Source organism: Acidithiobacillus sp. AMEEHan, assembly GCF_030996345.1.
Lineage (GTDB): Bacteria > Pseudomonadota > Gammaproteobacteria > Acidithiobacillales > Acidithiobacillaceae > Igneacidithiobacillus.
Genome location: NZ_CP118747.1, coordinates 1,981,805 through 2,005,072, shown reverse-complemented (window position 1 = coordinate 2,005,072; position 23,268 = coordinate 1,981,805). Strand labels below are relative to the sequence as shown.

The window sequence follows — 23,268 nt, the reverse complement described above, 5'->3', positions numbered from 1 at the left end:
CTCCCCACCGAGTTTGCGGCATTGTCCCGGCCCGACGCAGGATTGACAAGGCCTTGTTTGCACCAAGACAACTTTGTAGGGTAGTGGCCTGTCATCGCCTTGGGGGGAGCTCCGTGACCAGTATTGTCTTGTTTCGCAATGATCTGCGCCTCGATGATCACCCCGCCTTTGCGCATGCGGTGGCACGCGGCCCGGTACTACCCGTGTTTGTGAGCGACCCGATCGACGAACGGGGCGCGGCCTACCAATGGTGGCAGCGGCAAAGCCTGCACAAGCTCGAGGCCCGGCTCGCGAATCTGGCTTTACCCTTGATATATCGGCGAGGAAACAGTCTGGAGTTGGTTCCAGAACTCGTCGCCGAAAGCGGTGCAGAGGCGGTGCTCTGGAATCGACGCTACGCCAAAGGGCAACGGGACAACGACGCTCGCCTCAAGGAGGTCCTGCGGGAACGCGGTGTACAGGCGGAATCTTTTGCCGGTGACACCCTGTGTGAGCCCTGGAGGCTCCTGCGCGATGGCGCCCCCTACAAGGTCTTCAGTCCATTCTGGAAACGTTTTCTACGCGACATCGCCGTCGACGCGCCCTTCGCGCAGCCGCAGCAGGCCCAGGCAGCCGCACGCCTTCCCTCTTCCGCAGATCCCGATAGCTGGGGCTGGGAACCAAAGGCTCCGGATTGGGCCAGCCGTTTTCTTGAGCACTGGCAACCCGGCGAGGAAGGTGCCATCGCGCGTCTGGAGGGATTTATCACGGACAACTTGGCTAAGTATGCCGAGGGCCGCGATTATCCCGCCGCGGAAAAGGTATCCCGTCTGTCGCCCCACCTGGCGCACGGCGAGATCAGCCCGCGGCGCATCTGGCAACGCCTGCAGGAAGTCGCTGCGGCACAACCCGATTTGCGCCGGCCGATCGATAAATTTTTGGCAGAACTTGGCTGGCGCGAGTTTTCCTGGCATCTCCTGTATCATTTTCCCGAATTACCCCATACACCGCTGCGCGCGGAATTTGCGCAGTTTCCCTGGTCGAATGACGCGGCTCTGCGCGCCGCGTGGCAGCATGGGCAGACCGGATACCCCATTGTCGACGCTGGCATGCGCGAGCTTTGGCAAACCGGCTATATTCACAATCGCGTGCGCATGATCGTGGGCAGTTTTCTGGTGAAGGATCTTCTCTTGCCATGGCAACAGGGTGCGGCCTGGTTTTGGGATACCCTAGTCGACGCTTGCCCGGCCAACAACAATGCCTCCTGGCAATGGGTCGCGGGTTGCGGCACCGATGCCGCCCCGTATTTTCGCGTCTTCAATCCGGTGTTGCAGGCGCAAAAATTCGACGGCGACGGGCGCTACCAGCGGCGTTGGGTGCCTGAACTCGCCGCACTGCCAGACCACCTGTTGTCCGCGCCGTGGAGCGATCCGGAGCAAGTGCAGACGAAGGGCATCAAGCTCGGGCAAGACTATCCGCTACCTCTTGTGGACCACCACCTAGCCCGCGAACGGGCCTTGGCCGCCTTTGCGGCGATCAAGACGGAGCCCGTAAACAACGCGTAACAATTTCCGTAAGGGGCTCAGGAACTTTTCCAGCAACCCTCGTTCTAAATCGTTGCAAGCAGCTGTGATGGTTGCGAGCGCATGTTTCTTCCTCCTTTGGTGGTTTTGGGCGGTCCTTTCCGGTACCGCCCTCTTTTTTTTCCGACCGGTCGGGATGTTTCTTGCAAGAAGATCGAGCAAATGCTAATATTGCCTCTCGCGGTCAACTTTGGCCGCGAGCGCATGTTTCTTTCCTCCTTTGTGGTTTTGGGGCTTTCAGTAGCCCCTTTTTTTGTGCCATGCTTGCTACATGCAGCTTTCCACGGAAAATCCCTTCGCAATTCCGGTCCGCGACGGCGAGGTCCTGCGCGGTTACTTTCAGGACTCCGGGCAGGGAGTCATCGGCGTCTTTCTCCCGGGCTTTGCCTCCGACCTGAACGGTAGCAAATCGCAGCTTCTCGCCAGTTGTGCGCAGCAAAATCAACGGTCCTGGCTACGCTTCGACTATCGCGGCATGGGTATCTCCGACGGCAGCTTTGCCAAACTGAGTATCTCTCGCTATCTGGAGGACGTGGAAGCCGTCCTGTGCGCGCTGCCGTCCCGGCCGATCTTTCTCGTCGGTTCGAGTATGGGCGGTTGGGTAGCGACCCGCGCTGCCCAACTCTGGCCCGAGCGCATCCGCGCCCTGCTGCTCATTGCCCCGGCATACAACTTTATCCAAGACTATTTTGCTGCCCTTGCTCCAGAGGCGCAGCAGGCTTGGCAAAGTTCCGGGTTGCACGATTGGTCGCTCGGCAGCAACGGCCCGGTGTACCAGCTCGGCTTCGACGCCGTGCGTGATGCGGCGCGTCACGATCTGCTGCAAAATCCTCCGCACTTGGCGATTCCCGTCACCATTCTGCACGGTTCTGCGGATGACGCCGTTCCCCTGCAACGGAGCTTTCAATTTGCCGACCGGGCAAGGGCCCAGCCGCTGGTCATCCACACCTTGCGTGGCGTGAACCATCGCCTGCAAGGTGCAGACCGGCAGCTCCTTGCGGCCGCAGAAAGTAGTCTTGCCCACAGCGAAGGCGGCAGAACGCGGGCCACATCCATTGCCTAGTACCCAAGTCAATGCCACGCTCTCGCCGCAGGTTGCAGACGACCCGCGGCCCCCTTCACTGTTCCGTCTGCGGCAGCAAAGCTTGCGAAAATTCCTCTTCCCCCAGGATCCGGATGCCGAGTTCTTCGGCCTGCGCCAGCTTGCTACCAGGATTCTTGCCCACGAGCAAAAAGTCGGTCTTTTTGGAAACCGCTGATACGACTTTTCCTCCGCGCTTCTCGATCTCCGCCTTGGCCTCATCCCGAGTCCAGCGCTCTAGCGTTCCCGTCAGCACGAATTGCTTGCCACTCCAAATGCCGCGCTCTTGTAACGCCGGCGCCGGCCAGTGGATACCGGCCGCCAGTAGCTCACGAATGACCTCCTGGTTGTGGCCCTGGGCAAAAAAGTGGGCGACGGCCTGAGCGACCACCGGGCCTACATCCGGCACGGTCTGTAACGTCTTCTCATCCGCCGCCATCAGCGCTGACAAATCTCGAAAATGTTCCGCCAACGTCCGCGCGGTGGTCTCACCAACCTGAGGAATGCCGAGGGCGTAGAGAAAGCGTGGCAGGCTGCTGTTCTTGCTGCACGCCAGCTCGGCCAGAAGTTTCTCCGCCGAGCGCCGACCCATGCGTTCCATCCGCGCGAGGGTGTCGATATCCAGACGATAGAGATCCGCAACCGTGTGAACGATATCCAGATCCACTAGCTGTTGTGCGAGTTTTTCTCCCAATCCCTGAATGTCCATCGCCTTGCGCGATGCAAAATGCAGCAACGCTCCGACCCGCTGGGCCGGACAAAACAGCCCCCCCGTGCACCGGTAGGCCACCTCGTCACCGAGGCGCAGGACCTCGGAGCCGCAAACGGGACAGTGGCTTGGCATCCGCCATTCGGCTGCACCTTCGGGACGACGATCGAGCAAGACCTGCACCAACTCGGGGATCACGTCACCGGCGCGGCGGATCAGCACCGTGTCACCAACACGCACGTCTTTGCGCCGCACTTCATCCAGATTGTGTAATGATGCACGGCTGACGATCACTCCAGCGACTTCCACCGGCGCCAAAACGGCCACTGGTGTGATCACGCCCGTACGCCCGACCGAAGCGATGATATCCTGCACCACCGTGGTCTCTTCGTGGGCGGGAAACTTATAGGCAATGGCCCAGCGTGGCGCCCGGGCGGTGAAGCCGAGACGCTCCCGGGCGTCGAGATCGTCCAGCTTGAAGACGAGCCCGTCGATTTCAAATGCTAGGCTGTCTCGTCGCGCGGCCATCTCCCGCTGGTATTCCTCGGCGGCCTGCAGGCTGTCTATTGGTCGGAGCAGATCATTCAGCAACGCAAAGCCCCAATCTTGAAAACGTTGCAGAATGGCAAGATGACTGCTGCCGGGTAAGGCAGAGATCTCGCCCCATCCCCAGGGAAAAAAAGCCAAGGGCCGGCGCGCGGTGATGCGCGGATCGAGCTGCCGCAGACTGCCGGCGGCTGCGTTGCGTGGGTTGGCAAAGGGGGCCTCACCCCGTTCTTCGCGTTCTTGGTTCAGGCGCGCGAAGGCGGCGCTGGGAATGACCACCTCGCCGCGCACCTCCAGCAGATCCGGCCATCCTTCTCCGGCCAGATGCAAGGGGAGATTGCGAATGGTGCGCGCGTTGTGGGTCACATCTTCCCCATGCACGCCGTCGCCGCGGGTACCGGCACTGACCAAACTGCCCTCTTCATAGCGCAGATTGAGCGAAAGACCATCGAACTTTGGTTCGGCGCTAAGCCGAAACGAGTGACCATCCCCCAGGCTACGCTCCAACTTCCCCCACCAGGCAGCAAAGCCCTCAGAATCGAAGACATTGTCCAAAGACATCATCGGTACCCGATATTCGACGCTGGCAAAGGCACTGATGGGGGCAGCACCCACCCGCTGCGTAGGAGAATCGGGGCTGCGCCACTGCGGGTAGCGATCCTCGAGCTGCTCCAGCTCGCGCAGGAGGCGATCATACTCGGCATCACTGAGTATGGGGGCGTCGTTCTGGTAATAAGCCCGGTTGGCACTTGCCAGCAAGGAGCGCAGTTTCTCGATCCGCAAACGGGAAGATTCGTCGTCCACCAGACAGTCTCTTTCTTGGCCAATTCTTCCGCGTAGTATAGGTATTGTGATCCCGGCCGAAAATTGGGGCACCTGCATGCCGCAAGCGCGACTGTACGGAACCTTTCGCCGGGCGTTATAATCCAAGGGGTTGAAAAGTGGGACCCTTGTGTTTTCGCAAGATGCCCGCAATATGGAGAGAGCGGTTTCTTTCAGGAGTCACGCGATGAACTACGATCAAAAGCCCTATCAGTTTCCTGACGGCATGAATCCCTACGGGAGTCAGGCGCCGGCCTTGAGTCGTGGCGGCCTCATGGCCAAGACCTACGGCCTGCTCGCTGCCACCCTCGGGGTTTCCGCGCTTGCCTCGATCTACGGGATGAGTTCGCCTTTCGCCTACCAGCACCCCATTCTGCTGATGATCGGTTCCTTCATCCTGCTCTTTGCGGTTCAGTATACCGGCGCGCATCGTAGCCCTTTTGCCGTGCCTCTGGTATTCGCCTTTGCCGCGGGAATGGGGATGATGATGGGGCCCGGTATTGCCGTCTATCTGCGCATGCCCGACGGGCCGCAGATCATTGCGACGGCGTTGGGGACGACTGCGGTCATGTTCATCGGCCTTTCTGCGTATGCCATGACCACCCGCAGAAACTTCAGCAACATGGCCGGATTCCTGATGACGGGCCTGATTCTCGCCATTCTGGTCTCTCTGCTGAATATCTTTCTGCTGCACATGCCGGCGCTGCAGCTGGCGATCGCTGGCGTGCTGGTCATCGTTTTCAGCGGCCTGATCATCTTTGACACCCAGCGCATGGTACAGGGGGGCATCCAGGAGCCGGTATTGCTGGTCGTGGGGCTGTATCTCGACATCATCAACCTCTTCATGGCGCTGCTGGAGATCTTTGGCGGCACGAGCCGAAGTTGACGGCATAGTGTCGTAAATCGCCCCGATGCTTCTCCATCGGGGCTTTTGTTTTCGCTAAGGTCGCACGCTGCCCCCGATGACCGCAAACCACGAGCATACCCCGGTCATGCGCCAATATCTGGCGCTCAAGGCCGAAAATCCCGATGCCCTGCTCTTCTTCCGTATGGGCGACTTTTACGAGCTGTTTTACGAGGACGCCAGCCGCGTCGCGGAGCTGCTTGGCATTGCCTTGACCACCCGCGGGCAGAGCGCCGGTGCGCCCATTCCCATGGCGGGGGTACCCATCCACAGCGCCGAGGCCTACCTCGCGCGCCTGGTGCGCGCGGGGCTCAAGGTGGCGATTGCCGAACAGGTGGGCGATCCTGCACTCGCCAAGGGACCGGTGGAACGCTCCATCAGCCGCGTTCTCACTCCCGGCACGCTGGTTGACGTCAGTCTGCTGGAGCCGGAGCAAGAGTCACTACTGGCCGCCCTCTGTCCCGGATCAGAAGACGCCTGGGGGTTGGCGCTGCTTTCCGTGGCCGGTGGGGAATTACGCGTGCAGGATTTTGCGTCCCAGGCGACTCTGGCCGACCGCCTGCGGCAACTGCAACCGGCGGAGATCCTGCTACCGGAGGGACAAGAGACGTTCTCCAGCATGGCACCGGAGCGCTATCAGCACATTGCCCGGAAATCTTTTCAGCAAAATACCAGTGAGCGAGTTTTGCAGCGCTATTTTGGCAACCGATTAGGGAGTTTTGGGGTTGCCGATCATCCCCTCGCGCTGCGCGCTGCTGCCGCCGTGCTCGACTATGCCGAATCGCGGCTCAAAATCTCCCTCGCCCAGGTACAGCGTATCACTCCGGAACGACCCGCGGAGACTTTGGGGATCGATGCCAACGCGCTGCGTGCGCTAGAGATTCTTGCCGGACGGGATAATGACGGCCCCAGCCTCTGGCGCTTGCTGCAACACTGCCAGACGCCCATGGGCGCGCGCCTTTTGCGCCGCTGCTTATTGCGTCCCTTACGCCAGGGTGACGAACTTCGCGTACGTCATCAGCGGGTGGCGAAGCTGACGGAAGGATCTCAGTATCGGAATCTGCAGCAATCCTTGAGTGGGCTTGCCGATATCGAACGCGTACTGACCCGCGTCGCCCTGGAGCGTGCCAGCCCGCGCGATCTCGGGCAGTTGCGGCATTTTTTGCAACGCCTGCCCGGGATTCTTGCCGCCATCGCAGCCGTCGATGGGTCTGCGAGCCATACAGTCGCCAGTGATGATCTGGAATCCTTCATGCAGTTGCGCGGGCTACTGGAAAACGCACTCGTCGACGATCTGCCATTGAGCCAGCGCGATGGCGGCTATCTGCGCGATGATTACGATGTCGAACTCGAGGCGCTGCGCCATACCGAGCAAAATGTAGGACAGGAGCTGGCAGATCTCGAAGCGGCCGAGCGGGAGCGCACCGGCATCGCCCAGCTGCGTGTACAGTTCAATCGCGTCCACGGCTATTTCATCGAGATTCCGCGCAGCTACGAAGGATCGGTACCTGCCGACTACCGCCGCCGGCAAAGCACCAAAAATGCAGAGCGCTTCAGTAATGTCGCCCTGAAAGAAATCGAAGATCGGGTCTTGTCCGCAGAAAGCCGCGCCCTGTCGCGCGAAAAAACGCTCTACATGGAGCTGTTGCGCGTGGTGGCAAAACGGGTTCCGGCCCTGCAGGAAGTGCTTGCGGAGATCGCGCAATGGGATCTGCTCGCGAATTTTGCCGAACGGGCACATAGCTTGCGCTGGACAGCGCCGGAATTTTGCGACGAGGCGGTGCTGGAGATCGAGGCAGGAAGGCACCCGTTGGTAGAGGCCGAGCTGGGCGCGCACTTCGTACCCAACGATCTGCACATGAACGACGAACGGCGCATGCTACTGATTACCGGTCCCAACATGGGCGGAAAATCCACGTATATGCGACAGGTGGCGCTGATTGTCTTTTTGGCCCATATCGGCTGCTGGGTACCGGCGCAATCCGCCCGGCTTGGTCCAGTGGATCAGATTTTTACCCGCATTGGCGCCGCCGACGACCTCGCCGGAGGGCGCTCGACCTTTATGGTGGAGATGCAGGAAAGCGCACAGATCCTCCACCTGGCAACGGCACAGAGCCTGATCATTCTGGATGAGATTGGGCGCGGGACTGCCACCTACGACGGCCTCGCGATTGCCTGGGCCACCGCCGAGGAGCTGCTACGCAAAGGGAGTTACACCCTCTTCGCCACACACTATTTCGAGCTGACTGAGATGCAGCATCCGCTGCTTGCGAACGTCCACGTCGATGCTCTGGCGGCACACGACCGCGTCACCTTCCTGCATCAGATCGAGGAAGGGCCGGCAACGCAGAGCTTTGGACTGGCAGTCGCCCGCCTTGCGGGATTGCCGGATGTCGTGCTGCAGAGCGCGCGAGCGCGCTTGGCGAGTCTGGAAGACCCAGCGCGCGCGCCAATCTCAGAGCCGCAAAGCACCACACAGCAATTGTCCCTCTTTGTCGATGCGCCGCACCCGGCGATTCAGGCCTTGCGGGAGATCGATCCGGAGGACTACAGTCCACGCGCTGCCTTGGAGGCGCTGTTCCGACTGCGTCGCCTCGTAGAGGAGCGCGACTGAGACGCCAGGCTTGGCGTCTCTTTCGGAACTCACCCGCTAGCGGTATAGTCTAAGACGTAACAAGGGGGCGACCGGCTTCGACGCAGGTCGCGAAGCCTTCGGTGCATGCAGAGCTGCGGTTCGCTCTTAAAACTGATCGCCGATTCATAATTGCCAACGACAGCAATTACGCCCTCGCTGCGTAAGCAGTGAGCCCTCCGCCCGGGTTTGTCCGCGGGTCCGGTGGCCGCAAGGCCTGCGGGGGGTCGACGAAACACGGAATCGCGCTGGGTCTGGTCGGTGGGCCGAGCGTTAAAATAAAGCCGAATCGCTGGGCGCGCATCCTGTTTGTCGGAGTCGCTCCGGGTTAAAACCGAATAGACAAACTACGCATGTAGATCCGGTGGTCTAGGTCTTGCGGACGCGGGTTCAATTCCCGCCGCCTCCACCAATCCCAAGGGCTCGGATAATATCCGGGCTCTTTTTCTTGCCTGAAATCCCCGCACCACGCGGGGTTCCGGCCTCCTGTGCTGCGGATGGCGACCTGCCGAAAGACCCAGTTTTCAGCGCTACTGGCTCCAAGTCTGTCTCTATACCCCGTTTGGCCCGCGGGTAGGCGCTGAGACGCCTCTCACAACGTGAGCCCCTGCTCTAAAACGAGGCGGACAGCTTCTGCCCGAAATTCCTTTGGGTAGTGACTTTCTGCTCACTAAGATCCTCCTTGATCCATTGTATCCAATCGGGAGTGTCCACAAGACTCAGATACCTCACAGGCAGTTGTTCGGGTTGGGCTCGAAGGTCTTCTTTCGGTACGGTGGAATATGAGTCTGGAATATGAGTCTGGAATATGAGTCTTGCCAAATTTGCCAAAGGATCCACACTTACGCCATGAGTACAATGAACATCTCCCTCCCCGACTCCCTGAAGCCCTTCGTGGACGAACAGGTCAGCCAGCGCGGCTATGGCACGAGCAGCGAGTACGTGCGCGAGTTGATCCGCAAGGACCGGGACCGTCTGCAACTGCGCGGCTTGCTGCTGGCCGGAGCAACGTCGGCCCCGGCGTCCCCCGCCGATGCCAGCTACTTCGACGGGCTGCTTGACCGGGTGCGCAAGGCAGCCAAACCCGCTACCAGGGCGTGAAGGCCGAGCCAGTCATCCCGCGTGAGCAGGCCAACCGGGATGTCGACGAGTCCGTCGCCTACTACCTGAGTGAGGCTGGCGAAGCCGTGGCAATGGGCTTCGTCGATGCGCTGGAGAAGGCTTACGGGCACATCGGTCGCCACCACCCGACCACCAGATCTCCGCGCTACGCCCATGAACTCAACCTGCCGGGCCTATGCGCATGGCCGCTGACGCGCTACCCCTACCTCGTGTTCTACGTCGAGCACCCAGGCCACATCGACGTCTGGCGTGTGCTGCGTGGCCAGCGGGACATCCCGGCGTGGATGCAGGAGCCCGACGGCGTGTGACAGTCGAGTCGCTGGGGTACATCTGCGTTTCCGACGGTGCAGACAATAAGCGGCAACCATCACCACCATCACGGCGGGTCATCAACCGTAAGGACCTGCCCGCGCGCCGTGTGGGGCGCTTAAAGATCCACAACCGGCTCACGAGCCCTTCGTGCTCGCCATGGACTCCAGCAGCATCGCGAGTTCTGCCGGCAAGGGCGCCTCGACGCGAATGATGCGTTCATCCCGTGGATGGGGAAACGCCAACAGGCTGGCATGCAGAAAAAGCCGCCGCAGCCCGCGCTCACGAAAGCGGCCGTTCGCCGTCGCATCGCCATATTTTTCGTCCCCCAGCAGGGGGTGATCCAAGGCTTGTAGATGCACACGGATCTGGTGCGTGCGTCCAGTCTCGAGCTCGGCCTCCACCAGAGTGCAGTCGGAAAACCTTTGTAGGGGGGTGAAGCGCGTGGCGGCGGCTTTACCCTCCTGCTGATCTACCCGCACAATCCGTTCGCCGGAGCGCAGGGTATTCTTGCGCAGAGGCAGATCGACGCGGCGCTCGCCACCCATCCATTTGCCCCATGCCAGACCCAGATAACGTTTCTGGAAGGCAGCCTCGCGCAGGTTGGCATGCAGTTGGCGCAGCGCCGAGCGGCGCTTGGCCAGCAGCAGGCAGCCCGACGTCTCGCGATCGAGGCGATGCACCAGTTCCAGCTCCCGCAATTCCGGACGCAGGCTGCGCAGCGCCTCGATGACTCCCCAGGCGATCCCCGAACCGCCGTGCACAGCCAGACCACTTGGCTTGTCCAGAACGAGGAGCCGATCATCCTCGTAAAGGATACGCTGTCTTAGATCATCGGCCAGCCTGGAGGAAACCTGCGGCGCAGGGCTGGGGTCGGCCTGGCGCAGCGGTGGGACGCGCACCTGGTCGCCCGGCGCCAGATGATATTGCGCCTTGGCCCGCCCCTTGTTCACCCGCACCTCGCCACTGCGCAGAATTTTGTAGACATGGGAGCGCGGTACCCCCTTCATCACCCGCAACAAAAAATTGTCCAGCCGTTGCCCCGCCTCTGCTTCCCCGATCTCCAGGTAGCGGACCCCGCTTTCTGCCATCTGCCAACTCCATCGCCAAGGTTTGCGATTCTATTCTCATCTGTCATATATTGCGACGTAGGCCGCGTCGCAGTGAGAGTGCACCGGTCGAAGACACAGGTACAAACACCGGCTGCGACCGTATGTGCCGCCCAGTTCATGGAATACGTTGCGCTCCCCGTGCGGGTTTGAGCGCCGGAGAAGACAGTAATGAAAAGAATGTTGATCAATGCCACCCATGCTGAAGAGCTGCGGGTGGCGCTCGTGGATGGACAGAAACTGCTCGATCTGCATCTGGAACACGCCTTCCGTGAGCAGAAAAAAAGCAATGTATACAAAGGCAAGATCACCCGCATCGAACCCAGTCTCGAGGCCGCCTTCGTCGATTATGGCGCCGAACGGCACGGTTTCCTGCCTCTCAAAGAAATCTCGCGCGAATATTTTCAAAAACAGGAATCCGGCCGCAAGCGCATTCAGGAGCTGGTGCGCGAAGGTCAGGAAGTCATCGTCCAGGTAGACAAAGAGGAGCGTTCGAGCAAGGGCGCGGCGCTGACCACCTTCGTCAGCCTTGCCGGCCGATATCTGGTATTGATGCCCAACAACCCCGGGCGGGTGGAGTTTCGCGGCGCATCGAAGGGGACGACCGAGCGCAGATCCGTCAACACCTGCAGATGCTGGACATCCCGGAAGACATGGGGGTGATTGCCCGCACCGCCGGGATTGGCCAGGATTTCGAGGCACTACAACGCGATCTGGAATACCTCAAGCAGATTTGGCAGGCAATTCTGGCGGCGGCTGCCGACCATCCTGCCCCCTTCCTCATCTACCAGGAAGGCAATGTGGTGGTGCGCGCCCTGCGCGATCACTTTTCCGAGGACATCGGCGAAGTCCTGATCGACGAAGCGTCGGCCTTTGAGGCGGCACAGCAGTTCATGAGCGGAATGATGCCGCGCATGCTTTCCCGTCTCAAATTCTACGAGAACGACATCCCCCTCTTCAGCCGATACCAGATCGAACAGCAGATCGAGTCAGCCTTCAGCCGGGAGGTACGCCTGGAATCCGGGGGCGCCATTGTCATCGACCATACCGAAGCGCTGGTCGCCATCGACATCAACTCCGGCAAATCCACCAAGGGGCAGGATATTGCCGAAACTGCCCTCCAGACCAATTTGGAGGCAGCGGATGAGATCGCCCGGCAGATTCGCCTGCGCGACTTGGGGGGACTGATCGTCGTCGATTTCATCGATATGGAATCGCCGAAACATCAGCGCGAGGTCGAAACCCGCATCCGCGAAGCGCTGAAAATCGATCGGGCGCGGGTGCAGGTAGGGCGTATCTCCCGCTTTGGCTTGCTGGAGATGTCGCGCCAGCGGCTGGGCGCGAGTCTGGACGAGGCCACCTACGAACCCTGCCCACGTTGCCGCGGCACCGGCCAGATCCGGGGCTGCGAGGGCACCGCCATGCATGTGCTGCGTCTACTGCACGAGGAGACGCTCAAGCGGAATTGCAGCGAAGTAGAGTGTCAAGTACCGCTCGATGTCGCGGTCTATCTGCTCAATGAAAAACGGCAGGCGCTCCTCGAACTGGAGGCGCGCAGTGGGGTGCGGCTCAACATCATCCCCAACCCGGCATTGCTGACACCGCACTACGAGATCCAGCGTATCAAGGGAGAGGCCAGCCCCGAGCGCCCGGTCGAGAGCCGCGTCAGTGCGGTGCCACAGCGTCCGGGCAAGGCGACGGCAAGCAGCAGCGCAGCGATCACTCCGCTTACTGCGCCGCCACCACCGGACGAACTGCCACCGCCGCGACTACCGACACCCAAGACGAAACCGGCGCCGCTGCCGCGCGAGGAAGGAATCCTTGCGCGTTTGGTCCGGGCCCTGGTATCCCGCTATGTACCGATGGATGCCGAGACCTTCGCCGCTTTAACCGGCGCCGTGGAGATCGTCGACAATGGTGAAAAAGCGGCCAACGGTAACGAGAGCCAAGACGACGGCGGTCGCGCCGGAGGTCGCCGCCGCCGCCGAGGTGGACGACGAGCCCGGGCGCGGCGCCAGCACAGCGGCGAGGGCAACGAGACAAACAACGACGAGCGCGAGGAAGAAGGGGAGACCAGCCCAGCGATTCTACCCCCGGCGGAGGGGGGAATGACCGATGAGGAGCTTCGCTACCCTGGCCCGATACCTGCAGCCGACGATTGGCACCAGTTACTGGTACCTGCCAGTGCCATTGCGAGCCCGGTGCGCTCTGCTGCGCCTGCCGACCGGCGGGAAGCAACGCAGGAGCTCGGACACATCGATCCTCTACCCAGCAGCAACTCGCCATTCGCAGAATCCGTCGGCGTGGATTCCGCAGCAGCGAGTGGGGAACGAGAATTCAGTACTGGCACAAACGACTCTGGCCTGGCAGAAGTGCCTGCGCTGCCAGTAGCAGAAAGCACCAATGGAGATCTGCCGGAATCATCCCCAGGCGGGGATCTGCCCGCTACGCCGCAGGCAAGCGTTGCGGAAGCGCCGCCTGTAACGACTGAGGATATGAACGAAATTTCCGATCTGGAAGTCGCAACGCTGGAAGTGGTGGGTGGGATAGCAAGCACGAATGAGCACCGAGCGGCAGGCGACGATGACCTACTCAAAGGACAAGGAGATCTTCTCGGAGAAGACTGAAACCGCTACTCGGCAAGGAACGTAGCGGAAACTATTCGGGTTGGCGGGACATCGCTAGCGAAACCTTCGTTGCTCAGCCCGAACTCTCCTGCGCTTGCCCCACCCGCCCGAGGAATTCTACCGCGGCTTGCTGAATCTGCGTTCGACAAGCACGAAAATCATCCATCTCCCCCCAGTAGGGATCAGCCACCTCCCCAGGCTCCCGGCCCTCGAGAAAGGGATCGAGGAGCAGTCCCATCCTTGCGGAATGCCCGGCTGGGGCGAGGGACCGGAGCGCACACAGATTGGCGCGGTCCAGTGCCAGTATCCAATCGAAACGGGTGAAGTCGGAGGTCTCTACCTGGCGGCCCCGGAGATCTTCGATGATGATGCCAACCTCGGCACTGGCCCGTTGTGCCCGTCGGTCTGGCGCCTCGTCAATATGGTAATCCGCCGTTCCCGCAGAATCGATCTGCCAATCCAGACCTCGCTCCTGCACGAGCTTGCGGAACACCCCTTCGGCCATCGGCGAGCGGCAGATGTTTCCCAAGCATACCAATAAGATCTTCATCTCCTCAACGCCGCCGCCAGTTGCTACCGCCGGCGGTATCCTCGACGAGGATCCCCGCCACATCGAGTTCTGCACGAATGGCGTCGGCGCGGGCAAAATCCCGTTGCGCCCGCGCACGTTGCCGCTCCGCGACTTTAGCCTCGATCCAGTCAACGTCCTCTTCCTCGCCCTGAAAGAAGCGTTCAGGATCCTGCTGCAGGAGGCCGAGAACTCCGCCGAGCTTACGCAGAAGTGTACCCAGAGGTGGTGCCAGTTCGCTGTCCTGCTCACGCAAGCGGTTGATCTCCCGCGCCAAATCGAAAAGCACCGCCAGCGCCTCGGGAGTATTGGCATCATCGGCCAAGGCGGCGAGGAAGCGCTCCTCCCAATCCGCACCGAGCTCCGGCACCAGCTCGTGGGGTGCCAATCCCCGCAGCGCCGTATACAGTCGTTCGAGGGAATTTTGTGTCGCGGCCAGGGCATCGTCACTATACTGCAGTGGGCTGCGATAGTGGCTGCCGAGAATAAAAAAGCGCAAGGCTTCACCACCATAGTTGGGGATCAGATCGCGCACCGTCACGAAATTTCCCAATGATTTCGACATCTTTTCGTCGCGCACGCGAATATGCCCGTTATGCAGCCAGTAGTGAGCGAAGGCACAGCCAGCACCCTGCGACTGCGCGATCTCGTTTTCATGATGCGGAAACTGCAGATCGAGGCCACCGCCATGGATGTCGAAGGAACACCCAAGGGCCTCCGTAGACATGGCCGAACACTCGATATGCCAGCCCGGCCGTCCTTCCCCCCACGGGGACGGCCAAGCCGGCTCCCCCGGCTTCGCGGCCTTCCACAACGCAAAGTCCAGAGGATCTCGCTTCCTTTCACCTGGCTCGATGCGCGCACCCACCTGCAGTTCGTCGAGACTGCGCCCCGAGAGCTTGCCGTACTCGGGAAAGCTGCGCACCGCATAATAGACGTCGCCATTGTCTGCGACGTACGCATGGCCCTTTTCGATAAGCGTGGTGATCAAAGTCTGCATATTCGCGATATGCTGCGTGGCGCGTGGCTCGTGATCCGGTGGCAGGCACCCCAGCGCAGCCTCATCTTCGTGCATCGCAGCGATGAAGCGCTCGGTAAGCACGCCAATCGACTCCTGACGCTCTGCCGCCCGTTGGATGATCTTGTCGTCGATGTCCGTAATGTTGCGCACGTACCGGGTTTGCCATCCCCAATGGCGCAAAATGCGTGCCCAAGTATCGAAGGTGACCATGGCACGGGCATGACCCAAGTGGCAATAGTCGTAGACGGTCATCCCGCAGACATAGAGGCTCACCCGGCCAGGCTGCAAGGGCGTGAAAACGACTTTCTGGCGCTGCAGGCTGTCGTGAAGGTACAGAACTGGGAATTCTTTGGGCATGACGTTTGGAATCCGTTTGCGTTCAGGATGGGATGGGCGCCAGGCGCCGCAGTACTTCCTCGTGGGAAAGCAAGGGCAGCAGCTGCGCGAGTTCCGGGCCTTGTTCCCGGCCAGTGAGAGCAAGGCGCAGAGGATGATATAGGGAACGTCCCTTGCGCCCGCTCCGCTGCGCCAGCTGGCGGGTCCAGGCGCGGAAGTCATCGGGCCGTTCCTGATAACAGGCTTGTGCCTGCAACCAGAACTCTGCACCACTTTCCGCCAGTTCTGCCCGCACTGCCTCGCTGATCACAAGTGGGAGAAAACAGCACTCTGCCCAGGCGCCTGCATCGGCGGGCAGATGAACATTACCACGGATGGCAGCAACGAAGCCGCTGATCTGCTCCTCCGGGACCAGGGTGAGGTGTGGACGCAGCCAGGCGACGAGATCGTCCAGTCTTAGGTGCTGCAATGCCTGTTCTTGCCAATATTGCAGCTGTTCATGATCGAATTGCGCGGGCGCACGACCGATTCGCGCCAGGGAAAAATCGGCGATCAGCTCTGCATCGCTGCGCCAGTGGGTGGCGGGGTAATGGTGGCCAAGTTGGCCAAGATAATTGCGCAGGGCCGCAGGCAGATAACCCGCTGAGCGCAGCTCGCGCAGGCTGGCCGCGCCATTACGCTTGGACAGCGGTTGGCCATCACTGCCCTGCAGCAGCGGCAGATGTCCATAGTCTGGCACGGGCAGCCCGAGCGCCTGCAGGATCAGGATCTGCCGTGGCGTATTGCTGAGATGATCCTCGCCCCGCAGCACCAGATTCACGCCCATCAGGGCATCATCAACGGCGTTGGCAAAGAAAAACGACGGACTGCCGTCACTCCGGCGCAGAACGAAATCGCCCAGATCGGCCAAGCTGTAAGCACGCTCTCCCCAGACCAGATCCTCCACCCGCAGGGTGCCCGAGCGTGGCACGGCAAAACGCAGCGTAGCCTCCTCCCCCACCACCAGGCGACGCTGTGCCTCCGCAGCGGAAATCGCCCGGCAGCGACCCGAGTAACGCGGCGCCTTCCCCGCCGCCCGCTGCGCTTCCCGCTCGGCACTCAGCTCGTCCGCCTTACAGAAACAGGGATAGGCATGGCCGGTATCGAGAAGCCTCTGCAACAGATCGTTGTAAACCGGCAAGCGCTCCATCTGTGTATACGGTCCATGCGGGCCGCCGCAGTCCGGACCTTCGTCCCAGTCCAGCCCCAACCAACGGAGATCCTCGAGCAGGGCCTTGGCCAGTTCGGCTGGAGAGCGCGCCTGATCGGTATCTTCCATACGGATAATGAAGCGGCCGCCGCTCTGGCGTGCCGCCCAGAACGCAAATAACGCAGTGCGGGCGTTACCCAAGTGAATATGGCCCGTGGGGCTCGGTGCGAAGCGACTCGTAAAAATCATCGTGGTATCATAGAAGGCCAGGGGCCCCGTCGCAATTGACGGGGCCTGTCAGCAAGAAAACAGGGAAGGTACATGGGCAAAGGGAATTCTTCTGCAGCGGGCAAGACGGGGACACGCAAACAGCGGCACATGGGTCGCTGGATCCTCCTGATCGTGCTGCTGATCTTCGCCAACATTTTCATTGGTGCGGCGATCTTCACCTACCGTATTTGGGCTACCTTACCGCCCGTACACGAGCTGAAGGAATGGCATCCAGACGAGCCACTGCGAATCTATGCCGCCAATGGCAGTCTATTGCAGGTAATCGGACCGCAGATGCGCTATGCCCTACCGCTGCGGCAAATTCCAGAACAGCTGCAGGAGGCCTTCATCGCCGCTGAAAACTCCCACTTTTACAGTAACAATCCCCTCTATTACCCGGTCAGTGTGCCGGGGATCCTGCGCGCCGCCTTTGTCGATCTGACACATCTGGCGCCGGTGCAAGGAGCCAGCACCATTCCCGAACAGGTCGCCCGCAACTTTTATCTAACCCCGCAGAAGACCATCACTCGCAAGGTCGCGGAGATTCTGCTTGCCTACAAGCTCGCGCAGCACTTCACCCATGCCGAGATCCTCGAGCTCTATCTCAATAAGATTTATCTCGGGCAGGGGGCCTACGGGGTGGAGGCGGCAGCCGAGACCTATTTTGGCAAGCGGGTAGATCAGCTTACCCTGGGCGAGATGGCAACCATTGCCGGACTGCCGCCAGCACCTTCCTATCTGAACCCGGTGGTCAACCCGCAACTTGCCAAGAAGCGCCGGGATTACGTGCTGCGCCGCATGTTCGCGCGCGGCTACATTACTCGCGCCGAGATGGAAACTGCCGAACAGGAACCCGTTTTGTCCCGCTATCACGAGTCGGCCTCCAATACTGCTCCTTATGTGACGGACTGGATCGCCAACTGGCTCAGCCAGCAGTTCGGCACGGATTTCACCTACCGTTCGGGGCTGAAGGTCTACACGAGCATCGATCCTGAGGATCAGCGAGCCGCCAACCAGGCACTGGAAATTGGTCTGGAAAATTACGACATGGGCCTCACCAGCCTGGACCCGAAAATCTATCACGGTCCCATCGCCCGCCTGCATGGTGCGAACTACCAGGCGGCCCTGTCCGGCAAGCGGCCAGAGGAACTCCCTCCGCATGATCCCGCCAATCTGAAATGGGCTGTGGTCATTGCCAGCTCGGCCAAAAGCGCTGAGCTGTCTCTGGAGGGCAAAAAAACCGTTACTCTCACCTTGCGTGACGTAGCCTGGGCACGGTCACGCCTGGGTGGGCCCAAGCCACGGGCGGTGGATGCGGTCTTGCAGCACGGCGACCTGGTCTGGATACGCCCCTACGTGACGGCGGTAACCGCCGGTGCTGGCCAGGAATGGGGCGCGAACGTCTGGTCCTCGGCGGGCCCTGATGCGGGTTGGCAATTGACCCAGATTCCCAGGGTACAGGGCGCCATCGTCAGCCTTGATAGTCATACAGGGGCGATCCTGGCGATGAGTGGCGGCTTCAGTTATGAACTCAGCCATTTCAACCGCGCGATATTTGCCTACCGGCAGCCGGGTTCAGGCTTCAAACCCTTCGTCTATGCCGCCGCCATGGATGCGCCAGCGCTTCTCGCCTCTGGCAACAGCAACTACATGACGCCACAGACCCTGATCCCGGATACCCCACTCTCCATTACCCTGCCCTCCGGCCAGATCTATAGTCCGACCAACTACAGCAACCAATTCTCCAACACCCCGATTCCGGTGTGGGCGAACTTGGCGTACTCGCACAATGTTCCGAGCGTGCGCATCCTGATGGACATTGGCATCCCCTACGCAGCGCAGTATGTGCAGCGTTTTGGCTTTCCCGCAAAACAGATCCCGTCGGTACCCTCAATGGTGCTGGGATCCGGCGATTTTGCCCCGCTGCAGATGGCGCGCGGCTACGCGGTCTTCTCCAATGGCGGGTATCTGGTCAAGCCCTATCTGATCCGCAAGATCGTCAAGAGTAACGGTACCCAGGTATCCTTACTGGGTTGCCCGATGGGCTACGAAGCGCCGCCGAGGGAGCCAGCGATCCCGGCGGGCGTCGCTTACCTGATGACCGAAATGATGCAGCAGGTGATCAAGATCGGCACCGGCGTGGCCGCGCAAAGCCTCGGACGCCACGACATCGCCGGCAAAACGGGTACGACCAACAACGAAAACAATGCCTGGTTCAACGGCTTCACCCCGCAGATCACTACCAGCGTCTGGGTGGGCTATGACGATAACCGGACCATGGGGCACTGGGCAGCCGGGGCACGAGAGGCGCTGCCGATCTGGATTCACTACATGAAGACGGCGCTAAGCAAAACTCCGGATCTGCCCTTTCCCCGGCCAAGCACGGTGTCTGGCCCGACCGACAGCTTCGCCAGTCCGGTCGGCGTGAATGACTACCTGACGGGATACCCGCCGGTGGCGAGTGTCACTTCCTCGACGGCGAGCACCAGCAGCAGTGAGAGCAGCAAGCTGATCGAAACGATCAAAAACCTGTTCTAGGCAGAGGAGAAGCCCCGCAGCGATTCGTCAGGATACGCTGCGGTAGGCGTTCCGGAAGATCTCCAGCCAAGGGGTCTCGGCCTGCCAATCCGCAGGGTGCCAGCTCATCTGCACCGTTCGCACCACTCGTTCCGGATGCGGCATGAGGATACTCACCCGTCCAGTGCTGGAACACAGGCCGGTGATTCCATCTGGAGATCCGTTGGGATTGGCCGGATAGCAGGTGGCTGCCTGCCCATCGGCATCGATGTAACGCATCGTCACGGGTGCCTGGGCGCAATGTCCTATCGCGCGAAATTCGGCTCGTCCCTCGCCGTGCGCCACGACGATCGGCGCTTGCAGCCCCGCCAGTCCCGCAAAGAGGGGGGAGGGAGAAGCAAGCACCTCCACCATGGCCAGGCGCGCCTCGAACTGCTCGGAACGATTGCGGCGAAAAGCTGGCCAATACCCCGTGCCGGGGATTAGCTCGCGCAGTTCCGCCAGCATCTGGCAGCCATTGCAGACCCCCAGCGCCAGGCGGGTCGAATCGGCAAAGTAGGCGGCAAACTGCCGGCGCAAATCGTCATGGTAGAGAATCGACTTGGCCCAGCCGGCACCAGCCCCTAACACGTCGCCGTAGGAAAAGCCACCACAAGCGGCAAATACTGGATAATTGCGGATATCGTCGCGGCCAGCGAGCAAGTCACTCATGTGTACGTCGACGGCGGTAAAACCGCAGCGGGCAAAGGCTGCGGCCATCTCCACCTGGCCGTTGACCCCCTCCTCACGCAGGATCGCCACTCGCGGCTTCGCCACGCCGATCTCTGGCGTGGCAAAGCTGGGACGCAGATCCTCCCGCCAATTACTGAATAGGCTGGGACGCAGGTCCGTGCTGTGCGCATATGCCTCGGCTGCGCAATCAGGATCATCACGCAAGGACTGCACGCGATTACTGGTTTCTGCCCAAGCTGCCAGCAAATCGCTGCCCGCCTCATCCAGCAAGAGGGCGTCACCCTGCAAGATGCGCAGCTGCCAATCCGCCGTCACCCGCCCTAGGCAATGCAAGCGGGATTCCAGTCCCGCCGCAGCGGCAAGACCCCGCAGCGCGTTTGCATCATCGCGACGTAGCTGGAACACGAGGCCCGGCTCTTCTGCAAAGAGAAAGCCCATGATCTCGACGTCTGCAGGAACGACGATCTCTACGCCACGCCGGCCGGCGAAGGACATCTCACAGACAGTGGCCCAAAGCCCGCCATCGGAGCGGTCATGATAAGCCAGAACGACACCCTTCTGTCGCAACATGCGCAGCAACGCAAAGGCCGCCCGCAGCAGCGCCGGGTCATCGAGATCGGCGGGTTCCGCACCCAATTGTCCTAGCACCTGCGCCAGAATGGATGCACCCAGTCGGCCACGTCCAAGGTCCAGGAGCCAAAGCTCAGTGCCTGCCAGATCCTGCAACTGCGGGGTCCAGGTAGCGGCGACATTCGCTACCGGTGCGACCGCCGTAACTACCAGACTCAGTGGCCCGGTCACTGATTTCTGGGCATCGCCCTCCTGCCAGACCGTCTGCATCGACAGGGAATCTTTGCCAACGGGAATACTCAACTCCAGCGCTGGACAGAGTTCTTCGGCCACACTGCGCACGGTTTCAAACAGGCGAGCGTCTTCGCCGGGCACATTGACCGCCGCCATCCAGTTGGCGGAGAGCTTGATCTGCCCCAATTCCTGCACATCGGCGGCAAAGAGATTCGTCAACGCTTCCGCCAGAGCCAGACGGCCGCTTGCCGGCGCGTCGAGCACCGCCACCGGCCCGCGCTCGCCCAAGGCCATTGCCTCGCCGTGCAATTGCCAAAAGTCGGCGGCAGAGACGGCGCAATCGGCTACCGGCACCTGCCAGGGACCGACCATCTGGTCGCGGGCGATGAGACCACCGACACTGCGATCGCCAATGGTGACGAGAAATTCCTTACTGGCGACCGAGGGGTGGCGGAGCACGGCATAGGCGAGATCGCGCAGCTCCCAGTCTGTCACCGTCAAGGCTTGCGCACGCAGCGGCACGCTATGCGCATCCCGCAGCATGCGCGGCGGGCAACCCAGCAGGGCATTGAGAGACATATCCACGGGCAGATCTTTCAACAACGCATCCTGCACGCGCAGGCGATCGCCCTCTTCCACTGTGCCAAGCACGGCCACCGGGCAACGCTCGCGCTGGCAGAGGGCGAGAAACTCCTCCAGACGATCGGCTGCCACCGCCAAAACGTAGCGCTCCTGCGCCTCGTTGCACCAGATCTCCATGGGTGACATGGCCGGGTCGTCATTGGGCACGGCGCGCAGCTGCAAGGTACCGCCCCGCCCCCATCATGTAGGAGTTCGGGCAGGGCATTGGATAAACCGCCAGCGCCAACATCATGAATGGAAAGAATGGGTGATTTTTCTCCCAGGGCAATACAGCGCTCGATCACCTCTTGGGCGCGCCGCTGCATCTCTGGGTTGCCGCGCTGTACCGAGGCAAAGTCCAAGTTCGCTTCGCCCTTACCACTCGCCACACTGGAAGCCGCGCCACCTCCCAGGCCGATGAGCATGGCCGGACCGCCAAGCACCAGCACCTTGGCGCCTACGGGTAAGGGCAGTTTCTGAATCAGAGTCAGTCGAATCTGACCGACCCCACCGGCGAGCATGATCGGCTTGTGATAGCCCCAGTGGCGTCCGTTGTGCTCGCCTTCAAAAACGCGAAAATAGCCCGCCACGCTGGCGCGGCCGAATTCATTGTTGAACGCTGCAGCGCCGATCGGTCCTTCGAGCATGATTTCGAGGGCGGAGCGAATGCGCTGCGGACGCCCGTAAAACTCTCGCTCCCAACGCTGCTCGTAGCCCGGGATGCGCAGGTGTGATACGGAAAAACCGCAGAGCCCCATCTTCGCCTTGCCACCGCGGCCCGTCGCTCCTTCGTCCCGAATCTCCCCACCACTGCCCGTCGCTGCACCGGGAAAGGGAGAGATGGCGGTCGGATGGTTATGCGTTTCGACCTTAATCAGAATGCCCAGATTTTCTTTGTGACTCAGATAGTTCCCGTCACTTCCTGCGCAAAAATAGTAGCTCGGGGCATAGGCCTCGATGACGGCGGCATTGTCATGATACGCAGAGAGCGTGCCATGTGGGTGGGCTCGATGCGTAGAACGAATCATGCCAAACAGGGTCTGGCTTTGTTCCTGACCATCCAGCCGAAATTGGGCGTTGAAAACCTTGTGGCGGCAGTGCTCCGAGTTCGCCTGGGCAAACATCATCAGTTCGGCATCGCTGGGATCGCGTTGCAAGTCGTGAAAGAGCTGCGCCAAATAAGCGATTTCCGCCTCGGAAAGGGCAAGCCCCAGCTCCTCGTTGATGGCGAGAAGCGCCGGCAGACCCTCCCGCAGGAAGGGAATGCGGCGCAAAGGGCGGGGTTGCGGATGCGCAAAGACGGCATCGGCGGCCTGCCAGTCCTCCAGTACCGTTTCCGTCAGGGGGTCGTGCAGAACCGCCAGTAAACTCTCCCGTTCTGGCGGCAGCAGGCTTTTTTCATGGTCCACATAATAAGCGATGCCGCGTTCGATACGCCGCAGGTTGCGCAGACCACAAACCTGGGCGATTTCCGTAGCCTTGCTCGACCAGGGAGAAACCGTCCCCAGGCGGGGCACCACCGCAATCTCCATCGCGCCGCCCGCGCCTATCCAGGGCTCTCCATAACTCAACAAAGCCTCGGCACGTGCTTGCTCTTCGTTACCGGGCGCTTGCTCCCAATCGAGGAGATGCACATAGCGCGCGGCGAGGCCACAAACGCCAAGCCCTTCGGCGTGAAGCTGTTGCAGGATGCGTTGCGCACGAAAAACAGACAGGGCCCGAGCCCCGCGATGGATGGCGAAGGTCACGGCAATCTCCCGGCAGACCTGAGAAATGGGGATATTCTG

The 23,268-nt window shown here is 61.1% G+C and carries 15 protein-coding genes, 1 other RNA gene and 1 pseudogene; 10 read left to right on the top strand and 7 right to left on the bottom strand.

What is annotated here, in order from left to right; translation table 11 throughout:
- Positions 1-113 precede the first annotated feature (113 nt).
- Positions 114-1,544, top strand: coding sequence for a deoxyribodipyrimidine photo-lyase (locus tag ORD17_RS10335; protein WP_308388425.1), 1,431 nt, complete (start codon positions 114-116; stop codon positions 1,542-1,544).
- A gap of 289 nt (positions 1,545-1,833) precedes the next feature.
- Positions 1,834-2,625 carry an alpha/beta fold hydrolase gene (locus ORD17_RS10330; RefSeq protein ID WP_308388424.1) on the top strand — a complete coding sequence of 264 codons (792 nt, stop codon included), beginning with the start codon at positions 1,834-1,836 and terminating at the stop codon, positions 2,623-2,625.
- 55 nt (positions 2,626-2,680) lie between these two features.
- Here the strand turns inward: ORD17_RS10330 and ligA are convergent, their stop codons facing one another.
- A complete protein-coding gene (gene ligA / locus ORD17_RS10325) occupies positions 2,681-4,702 on the bottom strand; it encodes an NAD-dependent DNA ligase LigA (RefSeq protein WP_308388423.1) in 2,022 nt (673 codons plus the stop codon).
- 205 nt (positions 4,703-4,907) lie between these two features.
- On the opposite strand from ligA, the gene ORD17_RS10320 reads away from it, so the two are divergent.
- The 5 genes from ORD17_RS10320 (at position 4,908) to ORD17_RS10300 (ending at position 9,686) form a co-directional block, all read left to right on the top strand.
- Positions 4,908-5,606, top strand: coding sequence for a Bax inhibitor-1/YccA family protein (locus ORD17_RS10320; RefSeq protein WP_308388422.1), 699 nt, complete (start codon positions 4,908-4,910; stop codon positions 5,604-5,606).
- Between the two features lie 76 nt (positions 5,607-5,682).
- Positions 5,683-8,238: a DNA mismatch repair protein MutS gene (mutS, locus tag ORD17_RS10315; protein ID WP_308388421.1), complete on the top strand. Its 2,556-nt coding sequence runs from the start codon at positions 5,683-5,685 to the stop codon at positions 8,236-8,238.
- A 63-nt stretch (positions 8,239-8,301) separates the two neighbouring features.
- Positions 8,302-8,668, top strand: a transfer-messenger RNA (tmRNA) gene (ssrA, locus tag ORD17_RS10310).
- A gap of 437 nt (positions 8,669-9,105) precedes the next feature.
- Entirely contained in the window at positions 9,106-9,357 is a 252-nt protein-coding gene (locus ORD17_RS10305; protein WP_308388420.1) for a type II toxin-antitoxin system ParD family antitoxin, read from the top strand.
- Positions 9,354-9,686 carry a type II toxin-antitoxin system RelE/ParE family toxin gene (locus ORD17_RS10300; RefSeq protein ID WP_308388419.1) on the top strand — a complete coding sequence of 111 codons (333 nt, stop codon included), beginning with the start codon at positions 9,354-9,356 and terminating at the stop codon, positions 9,684-9,686. The genes ORD17_RS10305 and ORD17_RS10300 overlap by 4 nt, the downstream gene beginning before the upstream one ends.
- A gap of 138 nt (positions 9,687-9,824) precedes the next feature.
- Here the strand turns inward: ORD17_RS10300 and ORD17_RS10295 are convergent, their stop codons facing one another.
- Positions 9,825-10,778: an RluA family pseudouridine synthase gene (locus tag ORD17_RS10295; protein ID WP_308388418.1), complete on the bottom strand. Its 954-nt coding sequence runs from the start codon at positions 10,776-10,778 to the stop codon at positions 9,825-9,827.
- Positions 10,779-10,967: 189 nt separating this feature from the next.
- Here ORD17_RS10295 and ORD17_RS10290 point away from each other — a divergent pair, with 189 nt between their 5' ends.
- Positions 10,968-11,459 (top strand): S1 RNA-binding domain-containing protein, encoded by a 492-nt coding sequence (locus tag ORD17_RS10290; protein WP_308388417.1) that lies wholly within the window; start codon positions 10,968-10,970, stop codon positions 11,457-11,459.
- Positions 11,345-13,423 carry an Rne/Rng family ribonuclease gene (locus ORD17_RS10285; RefSeq protein ID WP_308390091.1) on the top strand — a complete coding sequence of 693 codons (2,079 nt, stop codon included), beginning with the start codon at positions 11,345-11,347 and terminating at the stop codon, positions 13,421-13,423. The genes ORD17_RS10290 and ORD17_RS10285 overlap by 115 nt, the downstream gene beginning before the upstream one ends.
- Before the next feature lie 73 nt (positions 13,424-13,496).
- Here the strand turns inward: ORD17_RS10285 and ORD17_RS10280 are convergent, their stop codons facing one another.
- Genes ORD17_RS10280 through gltX form a run of 3 tightly spaced genes read right to left on the bottom strand, consistent with a single transcriptional unit; the run spans position 13,497 to position 16,786 of the window.
- Positions 13,497-13,973, bottom strand: coding sequence for a low molecular weight protein-tyrosine-phosphatase (locus tag ORD17_RS10280; RefSeq protein ID WP_308388416.1), 477 nt, complete (start codon positions 13,971-13,973; stop codon positions 13,497-13,499).
- A gap of 4 nt (positions 13,974-13,977) precedes the next feature.
- Positions 13,978-15,369 (bottom strand): cysteine--tRNA ligase, encoded by a 1,392-nt coding sequence (cysS, locus tag ORD17_RS10275; RefSeq protein WP_308388415.1) that lies wholly within the window; start codon positions 15,367-15,369, stop codon positions 13,978-13,980.
- A gap of 22 nt (positions 15,370-15,391) precedes the next feature.
- On the bottom strand, positions 15,392-16,786 hold the full coding sequence (gene gltX / locus ORD17_RS10270) for a glutamate--tRNA ligase (RefSeq protein WP_308388414.1): 1,395 nt from the start codon (positions 16,784-16,786) through the stop codon (positions 15,392-15,394).
- Positions 16,787-16,858: 72 nt separating this feature from the next.
- Here gltX and ORD17_RS10265 point away from each other — a divergent pair, with 72 nt between their 5' ends.
- Complete coding sequence (locus ORD17_RS10265) at positions 16,859-19,345, top strand: PBP1A family penicillin-binding protein (protein ID WP_308388413.1); 2,487 nt, start codon at positions 16,859-16,861, stop codon at positions 19,343-19,345.
- A gap of 27 nt (positions 19,346-19,372) precedes the next feature.
- Here ORD17_RS10265 and purL read toward each other — a convergent pair whose 3' ends face one another.
- Positions 19,373-21,664 (bottom strand): phosphoribosylformylglycinamidine synthase, encoded by a 2,292-nt coding sequence (purL, locus tag ORD17_RS10260; protein WP_308388412.1) that lies wholly within the window; start codon positions 21,662-21,664, stop codon positions 19,373-19,375.
- A 71-nt stretch (positions 21,665-21,735) separates the two neighbouring features.
- Positions 21,736-23,115, bottom strand: a pseudogene (locus ORD17_RS10255) (phosphoribosylformylglycinamidine synthase); the annotation flags it as partial.
- Between the last annotated feature and the right edge of the window lie 153 nt (positions 23,116-23,268).